Source organism: Actinomycetospora straminea, assembly GCF_028737255.1.
Taxonomy (GTDB): domain Bacteria; phylum Actinomycetota; class Actinomycetes; order Mycobacteriales; family Pseudonocardiaceae; genus Actinomycetospora; species Actinomycetospora straminea.
This window is the reverse complement of record NZ_JAQZAN010000002.1, coordinates 258,710-278,874: the sequence shown is the minus strand read 5'-3', so window position 1 is coordinate 278,874 and position 20,165 is coordinate 258,710. Positions and strand designations below refer to the sequence as shown.

Genomic DNA, 20,165 nt, shown 5'->3' with positions numbered 1-20,165 from the left:
TCAGCCCACGTGGACGGCGGGGCGGCGGTCGCGGTCGGGCTCGGCCTCGCGGAGGACCTCGCGGGTCACGGGCGCGACCTCGCCGACGCCGAAGAGCAGGAAGCGCGCGAGGTTGGTGGCCGGACTGCCCTCGTCCCACTCGAAGTAGACGTGGGGCACCCGGCCGGTGACGTCGCGCAGGTGCAGCAGGAGCGCCGCGATCGCGTTCGGGACGGTCGCGCTGCGGGCCCGCAGGATGCGGTAGCCGTGGCGCTCCTCGCCGAGGACGTAGAGGTCGCTCTCGAAGTTCGAGGGGTCGTCCACGGTGATCTCGACGAAGATCACGACGTCGCCGGACGGGATGTGGTGGTCGAGGCGCTCCTCGAGCTCCTTCTCCTCGTACTCGCGGCGGTCGCGCCGGCCCGGCTCGTTGGCGACCAGCCGGATCGTCGCGTGCGGGTCCTCCTCGCGGGCCTCGCGGACGATGCGGCGCGCGGTCTTGTCGAGGTGCACGTCGGAGATCCGCAGCTCGGTGCTGCGCAGGGCCCGCGAGGCGAACGACACGACGAAGATCGCCGCCACGAACATCAGGCCGATCTTGAGGCCCTCCGGGCGCTCGATCATGTTCGCCACGGTGGTGTAGACGAAGACGATCGCGATGGCCCCGAAGCCCATCGTCGCCGCCCGCTGGCCCTTGGCGCGCGCCGAGAGCGTCACCGCGATCGAGGCCGAGGTGATGAGCACGAGCACGCCGGTGGCGTAGGCGCCGCTCTGCGCGTCGACCGAGGCGTCGAAGGCGATCGTGATGACGATGCCGAGCGTGGTGAACACCAGCACCATCGGCCGCACGGCCCGCGCCCAGTTCGGCGCCATGCCGTAGCGGGGGAGGTAGCGCGGGACGAGGTTGAGCAGCCCCGCCATCGCCGAGGCCCCGGCGAACCACAGGATGGTGATCGTCGACAGGTCGTAGGCCGTGCCGAGCACCGGCCCGAACTGCTCGTGCGCGAGGTAGGCCAGGGCGCGCCCGTTGGCCTGGCCGTCCGGGCCGAACTGCTCGAGCGGGATGAGCAGCGTGCACACGAAGCTGGACGTGACGAGGAACGCGCTCATGATCAGCGCGGCGGCGGTGAGCAGCTTGCGCGCCCCGGCGATGCGTCCGGCCGGGTCCTTGTGCGTGTCGCCCGGCGCGCCCCGCACGAGCGGCATGACCGCGACGCCGGTCTCGAAGCCGGACAGGCCGAGCGCGAGCTTGGGGAACACGATCAGCGCGATGCCCACGATGATCAGCGGGTTGCCGTGCTGGGTGAGCAGCGCGTCGCCCCAATCGGTGACGCGCGTCGGCTCGGTGGCGACGCGGTAGAGCGCCCCGGCGACGACGACGAGGTTGAGCAGCAGGAACACGCCGACGACGACCACCGCGATGCCGATGGCCTCGGCGAACCCCATGAGGAACACGACGCCGAGCAGGATCACGAGAGCGCAGGTCAGCGGCACCTCCCACCCGTGCAGGGCGCTGCCGACCAGGGGGTTCTCGACGATGTGGGCCGTGGCGTCCGCGGTGGAGAGCGTGATCGTGATGAGGAAGTCGGTGACGGCGAAGCCGAGCAGCACGAGCACCAGCAGCTTCGACCACCAGTACGACAGCAGCCGCTCGAGCATCGCCACGGAGCCCTCGCCGTGGGGGCTCTCGCGCGCGACCCGGCGGTAGATCGGGAGGGCGCCCGCCAGCGTCAGCACGACGAGCACGAGCGTCGCGATCGGCGAGATCAGCCCGGCGGCGACGACGGCGACGGCCGGCTGGTAGCCCAGGGTGGAGAAGTAGTCGACGCCCGTGAGGCACATGACGCGCCACCACGGCTTGCCCTCGTGCTCGGGTGCCGGACGCGCGTGCGGTCCGGAGTACTGGGCGCTGCGGTCGGCGAGGCCATCGAGGAGCCACCGGCGGAGCGCCGAGGTCGACCGGCCCCGACCCTCGGGAGGCGCGGCCGGTGGGGCGCTCACCGCCGCCAGGACGTCCGGGAACGGATGATGGCACCGAGCGAGAGCGCGAAGAAACCGACGGCCAGGGCCACCAGCCAGATCTCCTCCTGGCGGCCCTCGTGGTTGCCCCAGAGCATCACCAGCAGGATCGCGGCGACGAGGAAGCCCGAGAGGCGCGCGACCTTCGGGTAGTGGCCGTGCCAGCCCCACTCGACCGAGGGCTCCTGATCGGAGGACACGCCGTTGACCACGACGCCGGCCTCGTCGCGGTGGGCGACACCACCGCCGCCCTGGTTCTGGCGGGCGGGGCTGTTCGTGGCCACGGTGACTCCTGGAGGGATCGCTCGTGCGGGCGCGCCCAACCTACCGCGCCCCCGGCCGCCGCGCCGTGGGTGTCGCACGCCGCGCGCGCCCGTGATGATGGCTCGCGATGAGCACACCCACCGAGCCGTCCGGGTCGTCCGACCCCCGCCGGCTCGTCGTCCTCGGCTCCACCGGGTCGATCGGCACCCAGGCCCTCGACATCGTCCGCGCGCACCCCGACCGCTTCGTCGTGACGGGCCTCGCCGCCGGCGGCGGGCGCCCCGACCTGCTGGCGCAGCAGGCCGCCGAGTTCGGGGTCCCGACGCTCGCCGTCGCCGACCCCGCGGCCGCCCCGGACCTGCGCGGGCGCAGCGGGGCCGAGGTCCTCGCGGGCCCGGACGCCGCCGCCGAGCTCGCCGGGACCGGCGCCGACGTCGTGCTCAACGCCATGGACGGCTCCCGCGGGCTCGCGCCGACCCTGGCCGCCCTGGCCGCGGGGTCGACGCTGGCGCTCGCGAACAAGGAGTCGCTGGTCGCCGGCGGCCCGCTCGTGACGCGGACGGCGACGCCCGGGCAGATCGTGCCGGTCGACTCCGAGCACTCGGCGCTCGCGCAGTGCCTGCGCGGCGGGCTGCCCGAGGAGGTCGCGCGCCTCGTCCTCACCGCCTCCGGCGGGCCGTTCCGCGGCCGCCCGCGCGCCGAGCTCGCCGCGGTGACCGTCGAGCAGGCCCTCGCCCACCCGACCTGGGCGATGGGACCGGTGGTGACGCTGAACTCGTCGACGCTGGTCAACAAGGGCCTCGAGCTCATCGAGGCCCACCTGCTGTTCGGCATCCCGTACGCGCGCATCGACGTCGTCGTGCACCCCCAGTCGATGATCCACTCGATGGTCACCTACGTGGACGGCGCCACGATCGCGCAGGTCAGCCCGCCGGACATGCACATGCCGATCGCCCTGGCCCTGGCCTGGCCGCAGCGCCTCGCGGGGGCGAGCCGGCCCGAGACCTTCGCCGACCCGACCAGCTGGACCTTCGAGCCCGTCGACACCGAGGCCTTCCCCGCCCTCGAGCTCGCCCGGGCCGCGGGCACGGCGGGCGGGTGCCTGCCGGCGGTGTTCAACGCCGCCAACGAGGAGGCCGTCGCCGCCTTCCTCGCCGGGCGCTGCGCGTGGACCGGGATCGACGAGACCCTCGCCGCGGTGCTCGACGACGCCGGCGACTGGGCCGCCGACCCCCGCGACGTCGCGGACGTGCACGCCGCCGAGGCCTGGGCGCGGCGGGCGGCGGGGGAGCGGCTGTCCTCGCCGGTGGGGTGAGCTCCGGAGCGGGTCGGTCGCGGGCCCCACGTCGGGCACACGGAGGTCGGGGCTACCGTCGTCGTCCGTGATGCTCGTCCTCGGGATCGTGCTCTTCGCGCTGGGGCTGCTGCTCTCCATCGCGTGGCACGAGCTCGGCCACTACTCCACCGCGCGGCTGTTCGGCATCCGCGTCCCCGAGTTCATGGTCGGTTTCGGGCCGACGGTGCTCTCGTTCCGGCGGGGCGAGACGGAGTTCGGGATCAAGGCGATCCCGCTCGGCGGCTACATCCGCATGATCGGGATGATCCCGCCGCCGCCGGGCGAGACGATCGGGCGCAGCCGCCGGTCGGGGCCCTTCCAGGGCATGATCGACGACGTCCGCGCCGACTCCGTGCGCGACATCCGGCCCGGCGACGAGGACCGCCAGTTCTGGACCCGCAAGCCGTGGCAGCGGATCATCGTCATGCTGGCGGGTCCGTTCATGAACCTGGTGCTCGCGATCGTGCTGTTCGCGATCGTGCTCATGGGCTTCGGCGTCGCGACCCCGCAGCCGGTGGTGAGCGCGGTCAGCGAGTGCGTCGTGCCGGCCTCGCAGGTCACGCCCGGCTGTCCCCCGGGGGCGCCGCCCACGCCGGCCGCGCAGGCGGGGTTCCGCGCGGGCGACCGGATCGTGTCGTTCGACGGCCGCGCCTACCCGGACTGGGAGAGCCTGCAGCGGGCGATCCGCGACGCCCGCGGCACCGTGCCGGTGGTCGTCGAGCGCGAGGGGCAGCAGCTCACGCTCTACCCGACGCTCATCGAGAACCAGGTGCCCGACCTGGACACCCCGCTCGGCGCCGACCCCACCTACGTCACCGCCTCGTTCCTCGGGCTGTCGCCGATCGAGCCGGTCATGCGCCAGAGCGTCGGCCAGGTCACCGAGCGCATGGGCGAGATGCTCGAGGGCTCGGTCTACGCGATCGCGCGCCTGCCCGAGAAGGTGCCGGCGCTGTTCGGGGCCGTGTTCCTCGGTGAGGAGCGCGAGGCCAACGGGCCGGTGAGCCTCGTCGGCGTCTCGGTCATGGGCGGCCAGGTGCTCGAGCAGGAACGGCCGGTCGCGGTGGAGATCGCCCTGTTCCTCAACCTGCTCGCCGCGGTGAACCTGTCGCTGTGCCTGCTCAACCTGCTGCCGCTCCTCCCGCTGGACGGCGGGCACGTGCTGCCGGCGGTGTGGGAGGCGGTCAAGAAGCGGATCGCGCGCCTGCGCGGGCGCCCGGACCCCGGCCCGGTGGACCTCGCCCGCCTCATGCCGATCGGCGTGGGGTTCGCGGCGGTGATCATGGCCTACGGGGCGCTGGTGATCGTGGCGGACATCGTCAACCCGATCGACCTGGGGCTGTAAGCCGCGCCACCGGCGGGTGTCCGCGTTCTGGGGGAGACTGGATCGTGACGCGCCCACGTCGTCTCTGATGAGTCGAGGAGAGAGATGACCGTCGACCTCGGTCTGCCCGAAGCTCCCGCCGTGCTCGCCCCGCGCCGCAAGACCCGCCAGCTCGACGTCGGCGGTGTCGGTGTGGGCAGCGACCACCCGGTCTCGGTGCAGTCGATGACCACCACGCTGACCGCGGACATCAACGCGACGCTGCAGCAGATCGCGGAGCTGACCGCGGCCGGCTGCGACATCGTGCGCGTCGCCGTGCCCAGCGCCGACGACGCCGAGGCGCTGCCCGCCATCGCGAAGAAGTCGGGGATCCCCGTGGTCGCCGACATCCACTTCCAGCCCAAGTACGTCTTCGCCGCGATCGACGCCGGCTGCGCCGCGGTGCGCGTGAACCCGGGCAACATCAAGAAGTTCGACGACAAGGTCGGGGAGATCGCCCGCGCCGCGAAGGACGCCGGCACCCCCATCCGCATCGGCGTCAACGCGGGCTCGCTCGAGCCGTCGATCATGGCCAAGCACGGCAAGGCCACGCCCGAGGCGCTGGTCGAGTCGGCGCTGTGGGAGGCCTCGCTCTTCGCCGAGCACGACTTCCACGACATCAAGATCTCGGTGAAGCACCACGACCCGGTGACGATGGTGCGCGCCTACGAGCTGCTCGCCGAGCAGTGCGACTACCCGCTGCACCTCGGCGTCACCGAGGCCGGGCCGACGTTCCAGGGGACGATCAAGTCGGCGACGGCGTTCGGCGCGCTGCTCTCGAAGGGCATCGGCGACACGATCCGCGTCTCGCTCTCGGCGCCGCCGATCGAGGAGGTCCGCGTCGGGCTCTCGATCCTGGAGTCGCTGAACCTGCGCCCGCGCAAGCTCGAGATCGTCTCCTGCCCGTCCTGCGGGCGCGCGCAGGTGGACGTCTACAAGCTCGCCGACGAGGTCACCGCCGGTCTCGAGGGCATGGAGGTGCCGCTGCGCGTCGCCGTCATGGGCTGCGTCGTCAACGGCCCGGGCGAGGCCCGCGACGCCGACCTGGGCGTGGCCTCCGGCAACGGCAAGGGCCAGATCTTCGTCAAGGGCGAGGTCATCAAGACCGTGCCCGAGGCCCAGATCGTCGAGACCCTCATCGAGGAGGCCATGCGCCTCGCCGAGGAGGCGGGCGAGGACGAGCTGGCGGGCGGCACCGCCGGCGGCACCCCGACGGTCACCGTCGGCTGACCGCACCGGCCGACGTCGCGGGGAGGACCCCCGGGACCTATGGCCGTGATCGTGTCGAGAGCGACGCGACGTGCCGGCTCGGCGGGTGGTTCCTGGCGGGGTCCGCGGTGTGTTCGGGCGCGTCGGCCTGGTGGTGTGCGGTCGGGGCTCGGGTCGGCGCGGGGCCGGGCGGCACGACCGGCGCAGCCCGTCACCCCGACCTATGCCGATGATCTCGTCGAGAGCGACGGGTGCGCTGATCGGGGCGACGTGGCAGCGACCACGACCATCCCGTCCCGCCTCGGTCCGTACGGCATCCCGGGCGGCGAGGGCAGGCCGGGGTCTGCAGCTTTCGCAGGGAGCGGTGGGGTGTGCTGTCTCGACGCGATCATGCGCGTAGGTCGTGTCGGACCTCGTCCTCGACCCCCGGGCGGCGAAGGGCGGGCCGGACCCGCCTGCCGCCCGCGGGCGTGAGCAGCCTGGGCGGTCTCGACGCGATCATGCGCGGAGGTCTCGGGCGGCGGTCGTCGATGGCCGGCCGTCGTCGGCCTCGACGCGATCTCGGGCACAGGTCGTCCGGCGCTGGTCCGGCGGAGCGATGCGCGCGCATGCGTGATCGGATGGGCGCGTGAGCACGTTCGACGACCTCGACGCCTTCGTCGCCACCCGCCGCTGCGCCGGCCTCGCGCTGTCCCCGGACGGGACGCGGCTGGTCACCACCGTCTCGGAGCTCTCCGCGGACGGGAAGAAGTACGGGACGTCGCTGTGGGAGCTCGATCCGCAGGGCACCCGGGCGCCGCGGCGTCTGACCCGCTCCACGACCGGCGAGTCGTCCGCGGCCTTCACCCCCGAGGGCGACCTGCTCTTCACCTCGCGCCGCGCCGACCCGACCGCCGAGAAGCCGTCCGAGGACCGCACGGCGCTCTGGCAGCTGCCCGCCGCGGGCGGCGAGGCGCGCCCGGTGGTCGAGCGCCCGGGCGGGGTCAGCGGCTTCGCCGTCGCGCGCGACGCCGGCACGCTGACCGTCGTCACGCCGAAGCCGGTGGTGGGCGACGCCGAGGAGCAGCGTGAGGCCCGGGACAAGGAGGGTGTGTCGGCGCGCCTGCACACCCACTTCCCCGTGCGCTTCTGGGACCACGACCTCGGCCCCGGTCGCGCGCACCTGCAGCGCTGCGCGCCCCCGGACCCCGCCGACCCGGAGGCCCCGTACGGCGAGCCCGAGCACGTCGCCCCGCACGGCGACGAGCGCCTCGGCGGCTCGGCGATCAGCCCCGACGGGCGCACGGTCGCGGTGGTCGTCGACGTGCCCGACCCCGCCGACCCCGCGTCCTGGCGCCGCCGTCTCGAGCTGCACACCGACGAGGGCACCGTCGTCGTCGGCGACGAGCCGGGCGCCGACCACGAGGCGCCGGTGATCACGCCCGACGGGCGCTGGCTGCTCTGGGTGCGCGAGCGCCACCCGCGCCCCGGCCGCGGCATGGCGCACACGCTCAAGGCCCGCTCGCTGGCCGACGGCGCCGAGCGCGACGTCCTACCCGAGGAGGCCCAGCAGGTCCGCGGCGTCACCGGGGCGCCGGACGGGGACGTCGTGTACGTCGTCGTCGACGAGGCCGGGCACGGGCCGGTGCTCCGGGTGTCGATCACCGACGGCACCGTCACCCGGCTCACCGCGACCGGCGCCTACTCCGACGTCGTCGCCGCACGGGACGGCTCGGCGCTCTACGCGCTGCGCTCCGCGGTCGACGCGCCCCCGACGCCCGTGCGCCTCGACCCCGAGGCCCCCGACCAGGAGCCCGCCGGCGTGGGGACCGGGGGCGTGCTGCGCGGCGTCACGGCGATCGACCCGCTGCCCGGCACGCTGACCGAGGTCCACGCCACGGCGGCCGACGGCACCCCGCTGCGCGCCTGGCTGGTGCTGCCGGGCGGGGCGTCGGCGAGCGCTCCCGCCCCGCTGGTGCTGTGGATCCACGGCGGCCCGCTGTCGAGCTGGAACGCCTGGTCGTGGCGCTGGAACCCGTGGCTGATGGCCGCGCGCGGCTGGGCGGTGCTGCTGCCCGACCCGCGCCTGTCCACCGGCTACGGCCAGGCGTTCCTCGACCCGGCCACCGGCGCCTGGGGCGAGCTGCCCTACACCGACCTCATGACCACCACCGACGCCGCGCTCGCCCGCGACGACGTCGACGCGACCCGCGTGGCGGCCATGGGCGGCTCCTTCGGCGGCTACATGGCCAACTGGATCGCCGGGCACACCGACCGCTTCGCCGCGATCGTCACGCACGCGAGCATCTGGCACCTCGACGGCTTCGTCGGCACCACCGACGCGTCGTTCCACTGGCGCCGGGAGTGGGGCGACCCGCTCGACGAGCGCGAGCGCTACGACACGCACTCTCCGCACCGGCACGTCCGGTCGATCACCACGCCGATGCTGGTGATCCACGGCGACAAGGACTACCGCGTCCCGATCTCCGAGGGCCTGCGGCTCTGGTACGACCTGCAGCGCAGCGGGGTGCCCTCGCAGTTCCTGTACTTCCCCGACGAGAACCACTGGGTGCTCGCGCCGGGGGACGCCAAGCTCTGGTACCGCACGGTGTGGGCGTTCCTCGACCACCACGTCCTCGACCGGCCGTACGAGCGTCCGTCGCTGGTGTAGCGACACGGGACTCCACTGGGAGTTCGGGTACCCGACGTGGCAGGCTGAGAGGGTGCTCCGTACCGCCGGTGCGCGGCTGCTCGACGACCGGGACCGGTCGAAGGTGCGGAGCGCCCTCGACGCCGATCCCGTCGCCACGTGCATGGTCGCGTCGCGGGTCGAGACGGTCGGGGTGGAGCCCTGGCGCCTGGGCGGCGAGCTGTGGGGCGTCGGCGGCCGGCTCGACGGTCTGTGCTTCTCCGGGGCCAACCTCGTGCCCCTGCGCGGCGAGCGCACCGAGGTCCGCCACTTCGCCGAGCGTGCCCGCCGGCAGCGTCGCCACTGCTCCTCGCTGGTCGGGCGCCGCGAGCTCGTGCTGCCGCTCTGGGAGGAGCTGCAGGAGTACTGGGACGCCGCCCGCGAGGTCCGTCCCGACCAGCCGCTGATGGCCACCGCGACGGCCCCGTCGATCGACCCCGACCCCGCGGTCCGCCAGACCCGCCCCGACGAGCTCGAGCGCTACCTCCCGGCCGCGATCGCCATGTTCCTCGAGGAGGTCGGCGTCGACCCCCGCCTCGGCGACGGCGGTGCGGGCTACCGGGCCCGGGTCGCCGAGCTGATCGGCGCCGGCCGGGCGTTCGTGCGCTTCGAGCAGGGCGAGGTCGTGTTCAAGGCGGAGATCGGCGCGCTGTCGTCGCGGGTCGGGCAGATCCAGGGCGTGTGGGTGCACCCCGACTGGCGCGGCCGCGGCCTCGGGCAGGCCGGCACCGCGGCCGTCGTCGCGCACCTCGTGCGGGCCCGGCGGGTCGCGAGCCTGTACGTCAACGCGTTCAACACCCCGGCGCGGCGCGCGTACGAGCGCATCGGGTTCGAGCAGGTCGGGTCGTTCGCGACGGTGTTGTTCTGATCATGGGCTTCTCCTGATGGTCACGCTGACCCCGACGCGCAGCGGTGCCTGGATCGCCCTCGACGCCGTCGCCGTCGTGGCCTTCGCCGCGCTCGGGCGCGCGAGCCACGCCGAGGACCTCGCCGGCACCCTGCTCACCGCCGCCCCGTTCGTCGCCGGCGCCGCGGTCGGCACGCTCGCCGGCCGCACCTGGCGGGCGCCCTTGGCCTGGCGCTCCGGGCTCGCGGTGTGGGCGGGCGCGGTGGTCGTCGGCCTGCCCCTGCGCGCGGCCCTGACCGGGCGGCTGCCGCTGTCCTTCGCGATCGTGGCCACGGTCGCGATCGGGGTGCTGGTGCTCGGCTGGCGTGCCGCTGTCCACGTGGCCGCCCGGCTCGTCACGCGGTCGCGGCGCGACGCCTAGGCTGGGGACATGCCGGTCCGCGCTCCGCTGCGGCCGGGGCAGCAGACGCCGCTGCGCCCGGTCCCGCCCCAGATCCCCCGCCCCGAGTACGTGGGCAAGCCCGCGCCGTCGCGCAGCACCGACCCGTGGGTACAGACGCCCGAGATCATCGCGGGCATGCGGGTGGCGAGCCGGATCGCCGCGCAGGCCCTGCAGGCCGGCGGCGAGGCCGTCAAGCCCGGCGCGACCACCGACGACGTCGACCGCGTGGTGCACGAGTTCCTCGTCGACCACGACGCCTACCCCTCGACGCTGGGCTACCGCGGCTTCCCGAAGTCGTGCTGCACCTCGCTCAACGAGGTCATCTGCCACGGCATCCCCGACTCGACGGTCATCGAGGACGGGGACATCGTCAACATCGACGTCACCGCCTTCATCGGCGGCGTCCACGGCGACACCAACGCGACGTTCCTCGCCGGCGAGGTCGACGAGGAGGACCGCCTGCTCGTCGAGCGCACCCACGAGGCGACGATGCGCGCGATCAGGGCGGTGAAGCCCGGCCGCGAGCTCAACGTCGTCGGCCGGGTCATCGAGTCCTACGCCAACCGCTTCGGCTACGGCGTGGTGCGGGACTTCACCGGCCACGGCATCGGCCGCGCGTTCCACTCCGGGCTCGTCGTCGTCCACTACGACGACCCGACCCGGCACGAGGTGCTCGAGCCGGGCATGACGTTCACGATCGAGCCGATGATCACGCGCGGCACCGTCGACTACGACGTCTGGGACGACGGCTGGACGGTGACGACGAAGGACAAGTCCCACACCGCCCAGTTCGAGCACACGATCCTCGTCACCGACACCGGCAGCGAGATCCTCACCCTGCCCTGAGCGCATGCGCCCCCACGTGCTCGCCTCGGCGGCGGTGTCGATCGACGGGTTCCTCGACGACGCGTCGCCCCGGCGGCTCGTGCTGTCCGGGCCCGCCGACCTCGACCGCGTCGACGCCGAGCGGGCGGGGGTGGACGCGATCCTCGTCGGCGCCGGCACCGTCCGGGCCGACGACCCGCGGCTGCTCGTGCGCTCGCCCGCGCGGCGCGCCGAGCGCGTCACCCGCGGCCTCGGGCCCTCGCCGCTGCGCGTGGTGCTCTCCGCGCACCCGGTCGACCCCGCCGCGCGCGTGCTCACCGAGGGCCGTGACGTCGCCGACACCGTGGTCCTGCACGGCACGCCCCACGAGGTGCTCGAGCGGCTCGCGGGCCACGGCGTCGTGCGGCTCATGGTCGAGGGCGGAGCGGCGGTGCACCGCGCGTTCCTCGGCGCCGGGGTGGTCGACGAGCTGCAGCTCGCGGTGGCCCCACGCCTCGTCGGCGACGGGCCGCGCTTCACCGGCGCCCCGGCGTCGGCGCACCTCCTCGAGACTAGGGCGATCGGCGGCGACGTGCTGCTGCGCTACCGCTTCGGGCCCGCCGACGCGCGATGGCTCGCCGAGGCGTGCTCGCTGGCCGAGCGCTGCCCGCCGTCGCCGTCGGCGTTCTCGGTGGGCTGCGTGGTGGTCGCCGCCGACGGCACCGTCCTCGCGACCGGGCACAGCCGCCGCGACGACGTCCTCGACCATGCCGAGGAGGTCGCCCTGCGCGACGTCGACCGGTCCGACCCCCGCCTGCCCGGCGCCACCCTCTACACCTCGCTCGAGCCGTGCGGGCAGCGCGCGTCGCGGCCGGTGACGTGCGCGCAGCACATCCTCGACGCGGGCATCGGGCGCGTGGTCATGGCGTGGCGCGAGCCGCCGCTGTTCGTCGGCCACCCCTCGGGGGCGGCGCGGCTGGAGGCGGCCGGCGTCGAGGTCGTCGAGTGCCCCGAGCTGGTCGAGCTCGCGCGGCGTCCCAACCGGCACCGGTAGGCCGCCTCGGTCATCGTGGGGGCGTGCGCTCGCTGCCGATCCTGCTGCCCGCCGCGGTGATCCGTGCCCGCGCCTGCCCGCTCGCCTCGATCCGCCAGATCCGCACGTGGCGGTTGCGGTTCGTCGAGCGCTCCGGGAACCCGACCCTGGACGACCTCCCGCGCCCGGCGGGCTGGTCCGACGTCGTCGAGGCCTCCGCGACGCCCCACGGCGGCGCGGTGGCGCTCCACGGGGACGGGTTCCGCGCGGTGTGGGACGCACCGCGCCCGGTGACCGGCCCTGTGCGCCTGCGCGGCGACCTCGTCGTCGATCCCCTCGACGGCCTCGAGACCCGCGGCCGCATCCTGCGCCTGCGGCTGCTCACCGAGACCGTCCGCGAGGACACGGCGGGGGAGCGGGTGGTCGCCCTGACCGCGCGGGACCTCTCGGCGATCCCGAAGGCGGTCGACGACGGCTCGCGGGAGGCAGCCGGCGACACGGCCCTCGACGTCCGCACCCGCGACCGGGGGGTCCTGCTCGACGTGGAGCTGGGGGTCGCCTGAATCACGTGCGGACGGTCGGCCCGCCGTGCCACTGTGCGGGCGTGGCCAAGGTCTACGAACGCATCGAGCCCCGCCTGGCGCGGTGGATCGGCGAGCAGCCGGTGTTCTTCGTGGGCACGGCGCCGCTGGCGGGCGACGGGCTGGTCAACGTGTCGCCGAAGGGCCTGCGCGGCACGTTCGGGGTGCTCGACGACCACACCTTCGCCTACGTCGACATGACCGCGAGCGGGGTCGAGACCATCGCTCACCTGCGGGAGAACGGCCGCGTGTGCGTCATGTTCTGCTCGTTCGACGGCACCCCGAACGTCGTGCGCCTCCACGGGCGCGGGCGGGTGGTGACGCACGGCGAGCCCGGGTTCGACGCCGCGCTCGAGCCGTTCGCGATGGGCCTGGCGTCGCGGCGCACCGAGGCGCGCGGCGTCGTCACCGTCGACGTGACCCGGGTGGCCGACGCCTGCGGCTACGCCGTGCCGCGCATGACGCTGGAGGGCGACCGCGAGCTGCTCGACTCCTGGGCCGAGCGGCACAGCCCGGAGTGGCTGCGCGACTACCGGCAGCGGAAGAACCAGCACTCGCTCGACGGCCTGCCCGGCCTCGCGGGCCTGCCCGAGTGGTGAGCGGCGCGCTGCTCGTCGCGGGCACGACGTCGGACGCGGGCAAGAGCGTCCTGGTCGCCGGCATCTGCCGCTGGCTGCACCGCAAGGGCGTCGACGTGGCGCCGTTCAAGGCCCAGAACATGTCGAACAACAGCGTGGTGTGCGCCGACGGCGGGGAGATCGGGCGCGCCCAGGCCCTGCAGGCCGCGGCGTGCGGGCTCGCGCCGAGCGTGCGGTTCAACCCGGTGCTGCTCAAGCCGGGCAGCGACCGCAGCTCGCAGGTGGTCGTGCGCGGCGTCGTCGACGGGACGGTGTCGGCGGCGAGCTACCGCGAGCGCAAGGCGGCGCTGCTCGAGGTCGTCACGCAGACCCTCACCGAGCTGCGCGCCGCCCACGACGTGGTGGTCTGCGAGGGCGCCGGCTCGCCGGCGGAGATCAACCTGCGCGCCACCGACATCGCCAACATGGGCCTCGCGCGCGCCGCCGACCTGCCGGTGATCGTCGTCGGGGACATCGACCGCGGCGGGGTGCTGGCGCACCTGTTCGGCACCCTCGCGGTGCTCGAGCCGGCGGACCAGGCGCTGGTCGCGGGGTGGGTGGTCAACAAGTTCCGCGGCGACCCGGCCCTCCTCGCGCCCGGCCTCGACCAGCTGCGCGCGCTGACCGGCCGCCCGACCCTCGGCGTCCTGCCCTGGAGCCCCGAGCTGTGGCTCGACGCCGAGGACTCGCTGGGCCACGTCGCCGACGGCGTCGTGGGGCGCCCGGCACCGCCGCGCGGGCGGGACTGGCTGCGGGTCGCGGTGGTGCGCCTGCCGCGGGTGTCCAACGGCACGGACGTCGACGCGCTGAGCTCCGAGCCGGGCGTGGCGGTCCGCTGGGTGACCGAGCCGTCGCGCCTCGCCGACGCCGACCTCGTCGTCCTGCCGGGTTCGAAGACGACGGTCGCCGACCTGGCGTGGCTGCGGTCGACCGGGCTCGCCGACGCGGTGGCGGCGCACGCCGCGGCGGGTCATCCGGTGCTCGGGGTGTGCGGCGGCTACCAGATGCTCGGGCGGCGCATCCACGACCCGCACGGCGTCGAGGCGGCGCCGGGCACGGTCGCGGGGCTGGGCCTGCTCGACGTCGAGGTCACCTTCGACGTCGCCAAGCACCTGGGGACGCCGACGGGCACGGCGCTGGGCGAGCCGGTGGCCTTCTACGAGATCCACCACGGCCGCGAGCTGCGCTCCGACGCGACCCCGCTCGTGACCCTCGCCGACGGCACGCCCGAGGGCGTCGACGCCGGGCACGTGCTCGGTACCCACGCCCACGGGCTGCTCGAGAACGACGCCCTGCGCCGGCGCCTGCTCGCCCGCGCCGCGGCGGCCGCCGGGCGGGACTTCACCGCCGCGCCCGACACGTCCTACGCGGCGGTGCGCGCCGCGCAGCTGGACCTGCTCGGCGACCTCGTCGAGCAGCACCTGGACACCGACGCCCTGGCGCGGCTCATCGAGCGGGGCGCGCCCCGGGGACTGCCGACGGTTCAGGCCTTCGCGACGTCGTAGACGTGCCCGGCGGTGCGCAGGCGCTCGACCAGCGCCGGGCCCATGGCCGTGGCCGGGGTGAGCGAGCCGGTGCGCTCCGGCAGGCGGTCGCCGTCGAGGGCGAGGCAGAGCGCGCTCTCGCCGAGCATCACCGCGGTGGCGGCGTAGCCCGGGTCGCCCGAGCCGGAGACGCGGGCGGTGTAGCGCGCGCCGGTGGTGGTCGTGGCGTCGACGTCGTGGCGGAACCAGCCCTGCTCGCGGGCCTTTTCGCTCGGGCCCTCGCCGGGCTTCGGCAGCACGCGGTCGAGGACCTGGCGCACGCCCGGGGTGGACAGGCCGGCGAGCATCGCCCCGAGCCCCGCGGTGATCCCGGCGGCGGTGACGGCGCCGACCGGGCCGCTGCCCGCGCCCATGACCTCGCCGTAGCGCAGGCCCTTGCCGTAGGCGTAGCCCGCGATCGCGTTGGAGCGCCGCACGATCCGGGTGTTGTAGGACGCCATGACGAACGGCGCGACCCAGCGGCCCTCGACCTGGTGCGGGCGGGGGACGTCGCTGGGCTGGCGGGTGTCGGGCTCGGCGTCGCGCTCGGGGGAGAGGCCGTAGGGGTCGCGCATGAGCTTGTAGACCGAGCGGTCGGCGCGCGAGGCGTCGGCGAGCCCGCGCATCGAGTCGATCGTGCCGCCGGAGACGCCGCCCCGGATGCGGGCGACGGTGGTGACGTCGGCGAGCTCGCCCTCGCCGTCAGCCTGCACCCGGCTGTGCAGCAGCAGGACCGCGAGGTCGGAGGGGATCGAGTCGTAGCCGCACGAGTGCACGAGCCGCGCCCCGTTCGCGCGGGCCGGCTCGTCGCAGCGGTCGATGGCCTCGCGGGCGAACTGCACCTCGCCGGTGAGGTCGGCGTAGTGGGTGCCGGCGGTGGCGCACGCCTCGACCACGGGCAGGCCGAACTTGGCGTAGGGGCCGACGGTGGTGGCCACGACGTCGGCCGACGCCGCCATGCGGGCCAGCGCGTCCTGGTCGCCGGTGTCGGCGACGACCAGGGGCCAGTCGCCGCCCGGGGCGGGCAGCCGGTCGCGGACCTTCTCCAGGCGCTCGCGCGAGCGCCCGCCGAGCGCGATCCGGGTGCCGGCGGGGGCGTGGCGGGCCAGGTAGGCGGCGGTCAGCTCCCCGACGAAGCTCGTCGCGCCGAACAGGACCAGCTCGTGCTCACGATCACCCGACATGGCCGCGACCCTAGCGAGGGCCCCGGGCCCCGGCAGGCTCGGAGATCGTTCGGGGGTTACTGGCCCGTATCCCTCGCCCGGCGAGCGATACGAGCCAGTAACCGCCGCCCACGCCGCCGCCCCCCACCGCCGCTCACGCGGTCTCGATCGCGAAGACCGGGTGCCGGGGCGCGATCGCCGCGAGCTCCTCGTCGCTCGCGTCCGCGCCGACACCCTCGAAGAACGCGCCGACCTCCCACGCCCAGGCGCGCAGGTAGGCGCGCAGGACCGGCACCTTGGCGGCGTCGGGGAGCTCGGTGGCGCGGACGGTCTCGGTGCGCCGGCCGACGGTCAGCCGGGCCTCGCCGGCGACGCGCAGGTTGCGCACCCACTGCGTCGTGCCGCGCGCCGCGACGAGGTAGCGGGTGCCCTCGAACGTCAGCGGGTTGACGGGCGTGGTGCGCACCTCGCCGCTGGTGCGGCCGCGCACGCCGAGCACGGCCGAGCCGGCGAGCGGCAGGCCGAGGCGGGTGAGCCCGGCGACGAGCGGGTTCATGAGACGGCGGGTCAGCAGTCCGGGCGCCAGGTAGTGGGTGGTGGGCACGGGGTCCTCCTCGGGGACTCGTTGCGAGAGCACTGCTCTCGCACGAGACCGAGTGTGCCCCGGACCCTCGGCCACGTCAAGAGCACTGCTCTCGCTCATGGCACCATGGCCGCCATGCCCCCCGGGACCCGCGCACGGGCGCGCGCCGAGACCACCCGCGCGATCCTCGACGAGGCGCGCCGCCAGCTCGCCGAGCAGGGCGCGGCCGCGCTGTCGCTGCGCTCGGTGGCGCGGGAGGTGGGGATGGTGTCGTCGGCGGTCTACCGGTACGTCGCGAGCCGCGACGAGCTGCTGACCCGGCTGATCATCGAGGCCTACGACGCGGTGGGCGAGCGCGCCGAGGCGGCGCGCGACCCGCAGACGCCGCCGCGCGAGCAGTGGCGCGCGGTCTGGCGCGCGGTGCGGACCTGGGCGCTCGAGCACCCGGCGGAGTACGCGCTGGTCTACGGCTCGCCCGTCCCCGGCTACGCCGCACCGGCCGAGACGATCCCGGCCGCCGAACGCGTCGCGGTGGTGCTCGCGACCATCGTCGCCGAGCACGGCGACCCGGCGGCCGGCGACGGCTGGCCCGCGGTGGTGCGCGCCGACGTCCTGCCCGCGGTGCCGCCCGCGCTGGTCACGCCCGCGGTGGGGGCGTGGACGCAGCTCTACGGCACCGTCGGCTTCGAGCTGTTCGGGCAGTACGAGAACGTCGTCGAGGACCGCGAGGCGTACTTCGACGCCGTCGCCGAGGCGGCCGCGACGGCGGTGGGTCTGCCCGCTCGCCGCGCGGGTCGCCCGGACTCTTGACGCGGGGGCCCGGGCGCCGGACGGTGGCGACGTCGAGGACGACGACGTCGGAAGGGATCACCGAGATGCCCGAGCACGGCGAGCAGGAGCACGTGGCCCCGCCGATCCCCGAGGCCGTCCGGCGCGAGCGCGAGCAGGAGGAGACCGCCGAGCGCGACGACTCGCTGGCCGCCACCGAGCGGCGCGGACGCACGACGTCCGCCGGCGCCGGCACCGACCCCGACACCTCGCTGCCGGGCACCGAGCGCCGCGAGCGCGAGGCCGCCGCGGACGCGGACGCGGAGGCGGCCCGGCGCGAGGAGCCGCCGATCCCCGGCGAGGAGTACCGCCACCGCGGGTGACGGCCGCGCTCAGCGCGCCGGGTCGGCGAGCCGGGCCCGCAGGCCGTCGATCATGAGGTCCAGGCCGTGACGGACGACGTCCTCGTGTCGGGCGCCGTCGGGCGGCCCCATGGCCGTGGCGACCGCCGCGAGCGTCGGGTGCGCCGCCGCGTCGTGACCGCCGTGCGGCACCGGGCTGGCCTCCGCCGCCCGCGCTCGCTCCGCGTGGTACTCGACGGCCGAGCCGATGACGAAGTGGCCGACGCTCATGAGCGTCAGGAACGCCTCGCGTGGCCCGAGTCCCGCGCCGACGAGCGTCGCCATCGTCGCCTCGACCGCGGGCAGCGCGTCGTCGGTCGGCCGGTTGCCGGCGACGACGAGCGCGGCGTCGCGGTGGGTGACCAGCGCCCGGTACTGCGACAGCGCACGCTCGCGCAGCCATGCCGCCCAGTCCTCGCCGGGCGCGAGCGGCGGGGCGGAGCGCCACTGGTCGGCGAGCAGGCGCTCGGCGACGTGGTCGAGCAGCGTGCGCTTGTCCGCGACGTGCCAGTACAGCGTCGGTGCGCTGACCCCCAGCTTGCGCGCGAGGCGGCGCAGCGACAGGCCCTCGAGGCCGACCTCGGCGAGCAGGTCCACCGCGGCGTCGACGACGTCGTCGCGGGTCAGCGCCATGCCACCTCGCTCCCTCGAGCTTGCCCTCTCGAACGCTGTCAGAGTAGCGTCCCTAACGCTGTTAGAGGAGGCGTGGATGGGCACACCGGCGGTCGCGGTCCGCGGCCTGGTGAAGCGCTACGGCGCGGTGGAGGCGGTCCGGGGCATCGACCTCGAGGTCGCGCGGGGGGAGACGTTCGGCTTCCTCGGTCCGAACGGCGCGGGCAAGTCGACCACGATCAACATCCTGTGCACGCTCGTCGAGCCCACCGACGGGCAGGCGGAGGTCGTCGGCCTCGACGTCGTGCGCGACCGGGCCGCCGTGCGCCGGCGGATCGGGCTGGTGTTCCAGGACCCGACGCTCGACGCCCCGATGTCGGGCGAGCAGAACCTGCGCTTCCACCAGGAGCTCTACGGCGTCGACCGCCGCCGCGCCCCCGCGCGCCGCGAGGAGGTCCTGCGCATGGTCGGGCTCTGGGACCGCCGCGGCGACGAGGTGCGCACCTACTCGGGTGGGATGCGGCGACGCCTGGAGATCGCGCGCGGCCTGCTGCACAGCCCCCAGGTGCTCTTCCTCGACGAGCCGACGATCGGGCTGGACCCGCAGACCCGCGGCACCATCTGGGACTACGTCGCGCAGCTGCACCGCACCGAGGAGATCACGGTCTTCGTCACCACCCACTACATGGACGAGGCCGAGCACTGCGACCGGATCGCGATCATGAACGAGGGCCGGATCGTCGCCCTCGACACCCCCGACGCGCTCAAGGCCCAGGTCGGGGCCGACCGGGTCGCGATCACCACCGACGACGACGAGGCGGCCCTGCGCGCGCTGCGCGCCGAGCTCGGGCTCGAGGGAGCGGTGCGCGAGGGCGCGGTGACGGTCGCGGTGCCCGACGGCGCGGGGTTCGTGCCGCGGCTGTTCGACCGGCTCGGCGTCCACGGCGTCGCCATCCGGTCGGTGACCGTCACCCGGCCCAGCCTCGACGACGTCTTCCTCGCCCACACCGGCACGACGATCCGCGACGCCGAGGCGGGCCCGGACATGCACCCGATGGCGATGCGGATGAGGCGCTGATGACCACCGAGACCTCCACCGGGACCCCGACCGAGTCCGTCCGCGTCCCCGCGGGCAGCCTCGCCACCGAGGCGCGCGCGACGGCGGTCGTCTGGCAGCGGGAGATGATCCGCTTCGTCAAGGACCGCTCGCGCATCCTGTCGTCGCTGGCCCAGCCGCTGCTGTTCCTGTTCGTGCTCGGCAGCGGGCTGGGCTCGCTGCTGGGGAGCAGCACCGGCGGGACCGTGCAGTTCACGACGTTCCTGTTCCCCGGGGTCATGGCGATCTCGGTGCTCTTCACCGCGGCCTTCGCCGGCATCTCCATCGTGTGGGACCGCGAGTTCGGCTTCCTGCGCGAGATGCTCGTCGCGCCCGTCTCGACGACGTCGATCCTCGTGGGCAAGGCGCTCGGCGGGGCGTCGGTGGCCACGCTGCAGTGCCTGGTGCTGCTGGCGCTCGCCGGTCTGGTCGGGGTGCCCTACGACCCGCTGATGCTGCTGGCCATGATCGGGCTGATCTTCCTCATGGCCTTCATGGTCACGACGCTGGGCCTGCTGCTGGCCGCGCGCGTGCGCCAGATCCAGTCGGCGATGCCCCTGGTCCAGCTCGTGATCACGCCGCTGATGTTCCTGTCCGGGGCGCTCTTCCCGCTCTCGGGCCTGCCGACGTGGCTCGCCGTCCTCACGCTCGTCAACCCCATGACCTACGCCGTCGAGCCCCTGCGCTCGGTGGTGTTCGACCACCTCGACGTCGACGCCGCCGCCCGCGCGCGCTTCGACCCGGGCATCGTCTGGGGCACGTGGCCGGTCCCGGTCGGGGTGCAGATCCTCATGACGGTGGGGTTCTGCGTCGTGCTCATGACCCTGACCGTGTGGCGTTTCCGCCGGACCGAGTGACGG

The 20,165-nt window shown here is 74.8% G+C and carries 20 protein-coding genes; 15 read left to right on the top strand and 5 right to left on the bottom strand.

Annotation, left to right across the window (positions count from 1 at the left end; all coding sequences use genetic code 11):
• Both PH190_RS04570 and PH190_RS04565 read right to left on the bottom strand, forming a co-directional pair.
• Positions 1-1,980, bottom strand: coding sequence for an APC family permease (locus PH190_RS04570; protein WP_274230307.1), 1,980 nt, complete (start codon positions 1,978-1,980; stop codon positions 1-3).
• Positions 1,977-2,282 carry a DUF2631 domain-containing protein gene (locus PH190_RS04565; protein ID WP_274230306.1) on the bottom strand — a complete coding sequence of 102 codons (306 nt, stop codon included), beginning with the start codon at positions 2,280-2,282 and terminating at the stop codon, positions 1,977-1,979. The genes PH190_RS04570 and PH190_RS04565 overlap by 4 nt, the downstream gene beginning before the upstream one ends.
• A gap of 107 nt (positions 2,283-2,389) precedes the next feature.
• On the opposite strand from PH190_RS04565, the gene dxr reads away from it, so the two are divergent.
• The 11 genes from dxr (at position 2,390) to PH190_RS04510 (ending at position 14,664) form a co-directional block, all read left to right on the top strand.
• Positions 2,390-3,577 carry a 1-deoxy-D-xylulose-5-phosphate reductoisomerase gene (gene dxr, locus PH190_RS04560; protein ID WP_274230305.1) on the top strand — a complete coding sequence of 396 codons (1,188 nt, stop codon included), beginning with the start codon at positions 2,390-2,392 and terminating at the stop codon, positions 3,575-3,577.
• Between the two features lie 70 nt (positions 3,578-3,647).
• Positions 3,648-4,940 carry a M50 family metallopeptidase gene (locus PH190_RS04555; RefSeq protein ID WP_274230462.1) on the top strand — a complete coding sequence of 431 codons (1,293 nt, stop codon included), beginning with the start codon at positions 3,648-3,650 and terminating at the stop codon, positions 4,938-4,940.
• An 84-nt stretch (positions 4,941-5,024) separates the two neighbouring features.
• Complete coding sequence (gene ispG / locus PH190_RS04550; protein WP_274230304.1) at positions 5,025-6,188, top strand: flavodoxin-dependent (E)-4-hydroxy-3-methylbut-2-enyl-diphosphate synthase; 1,164 nt, start codon at positions 5,025-5,027, stop codon at positions 6,186-6,188.
• A 607-nt stretch (positions 6,189-6,795) separates the two neighbouring features.
• A complete protein-coding gene (locus PH190_RS04545; protein WP_274230303.1) occupies positions 6,796-8,817 on the top strand; it encodes a S9 family peptidase in 2,022 nt (673 codons plus the stop codon).
• 52 nt (positions 8,818-8,869) lie between these two features.
• Positions 8,870-9,703, top strand: coding sequence for a GNAT family N-acetyltransferase (locus PH190_RS04540; protein WP_274230302.1), 834 nt, complete (start codon positions 8,870-8,872; stop codon positions 9,701-9,703).
• A gap of 16 nt (positions 9,704-9,719) precedes the next feature.
• Positions 9,720-10,103, top strand: coding sequence for a DUF3054 domain-containing protein (locus PH190_RS04535; RefSeq protein WP_274230301.1), 384 nt, complete (start codon positions 9,720-9,722; stop codon positions 10,101-10,103).
• Between the two features lie 9 nt (positions 10,104-10,112).
• Entirely contained in the window at positions 10,113-10,970 is an 858-nt protein-coding gene (gene map / locus PH190_RS04530; RefSeq protein ID WP_274230300.1) for a type I methionyl aminopeptidase, read from the top strand.
• 4 nt (positions 10,971-10,974) lie between these two features.
• Positions 10,975-11,982: a dihydrofolate reductase family protein gene (locus tag PH190_RS04525; protein WP_274230299.1), complete on the top strand. Its 1,008-nt coding sequence runs from the start codon at positions 10,975-10,977 to the stop codon at positions 11,980-11,982.
• A gap of 23 nt (positions 11,983-12,005) precedes the next feature.
• Entirely contained in the window at positions 12,006-12,524 is a 519-nt protein-coding gene (locus tag PH190_RS04520; protein ID WP_274230298.1) for a hypothetical protein, read from the top strand.
• Between the two features lie 41 nt (positions 12,525-12,565).
• Positions 12,566-13,141, top strand: coding sequence for a pyridoxamine 5'-phosphate oxidase family protein (locus PH190_RS04515; RefSeq protein ID WP_274230297.1), 576 nt, complete (start codon positions 12,566-12,568; stop codon positions 13,139-13,141).
• Positions 13,138-14,664 carry a cobyric acid synthase gene (locus tag PH190_RS04510; RefSeq protein ID WP_274230296.1) on the top strand — a complete coding sequence of 509 codons (1,527 nt, stop codon included), beginning with the start codon at positions 13,138-13,140 and terminating at the stop codon, positions 14,662-14,664. The genes PH190_RS04515 and PH190_RS04510 overlap by 4 nt, the downstream gene beginning before the upstream one ends.
• Here PH190_RS04510 and PH190_RS04505 read toward each other — a convergent pair.
• Together PH190_RS04505 and PH190_RS04500 are read right to left on the bottom strand one after the other, a co-directional pair.
• The gene (locus PH190_RS04505; protein ID WP_274230295.1) at positions 14,643-15,866 is read right to left on the bottom strand and encodes a saccharopine dehydrogenase family protein; all 1,224 of its coding nucleotides are present in this window, start codon (positions 15,864-15,866) and stop codon (positions 14,643-14,645) included. The two genes, PH190_RS04510 and PH190_RS04505, sit on opposite strands and share 22 nt — an antisense overlap.
• A 133-nt stretch (positions 15,867-15,999) precedes the next feature.
• Positions 16,000-16,401, bottom strand: coding sequence for a nitroreductase/quinone reductase family protein (locus tag PH190_RS04500; protein WP_274230461.1), 402 nt, complete (start codon positions 16,399-16,401; stop codon positions 16,000-16,002).
• A gap of 162 nt (positions 16,402-16,563) precedes the next feature.
• On the opposite strand from PH190_RS04500, the gene PH190_RS04495 reads away from it, so the two are divergent.
• Together PH190_RS04495 and PH190_RS04490 are read left to right on the top strand one after the other, a co-directional pair.
• Complete coding sequence (locus tag PH190_RS04495) at positions 16,564-17,238, top strand: TetR/AcrR family transcriptional regulator (protein ID WP_274230294.1); 675 nt, start codon at positions 16,564-16,566, stop codon at positions 17,236-17,238.
• A 65-nt stretch (positions 17,239-17,303) separates the two neighbouring features.
• Positions 17,304-17,579: a hypothetical protein gene (locus tag PH190_RS04490; protein WP_274230293.1), complete on the top strand. Its 276-nt coding sequence runs from the start codon at positions 17,304-17,306 to the stop codon at positions 17,577-17,579.
• Positions 17,580-17,588: 9 nt separating this feature from the next.
• On the opposite strand, the gene PH190_RS04485 is transcribed toward PH190_RS04490, so the two are convergent.
• Positions 17,589-18,230 carry a TetR/AcrR family transcriptional regulator C-terminal domain-containing protein gene (locus PH190_RS04485; RefSeq protein WP_274230292.1) on the bottom strand — a complete coding sequence of 214 codons (642 nt, stop codon included), beginning with the start codon at positions 18,228-18,230 and terminating at the stop codon, positions 17,589-17,591.
• A 76-nt stretch (positions 18,231-18,306) separates the two neighbouring features.
• On the opposite strand from PH190_RS04485, the gene PH190_RS04480 reads away from it, so the two are divergent.
• Complete coding sequence (locus tag PH190_RS04480; protein WP_274230291.1) at positions 18,307-19,287, top strand: ATP-binding cassette domain-containing protein; 981 nt, start codon at positions 18,307-18,309, stop codon at positions 19,285-19,287.
• Positions 19,287-20,162 (top strand): ABC transporter permease, encoded by an 876-nt coding sequence (locus PH190_RS04475; protein ID WP_274230290.1) that lies wholly within the window; start codon positions 19,287-19,289, stop codon positions 20,160-20,162. The genes PH190_RS04480 and PH190_RS04475 overlap by 1 nt, the downstream gene beginning before the upstream one ends.
• Positions 20,163-20,165: the final 3 nt, after the last annotated feature.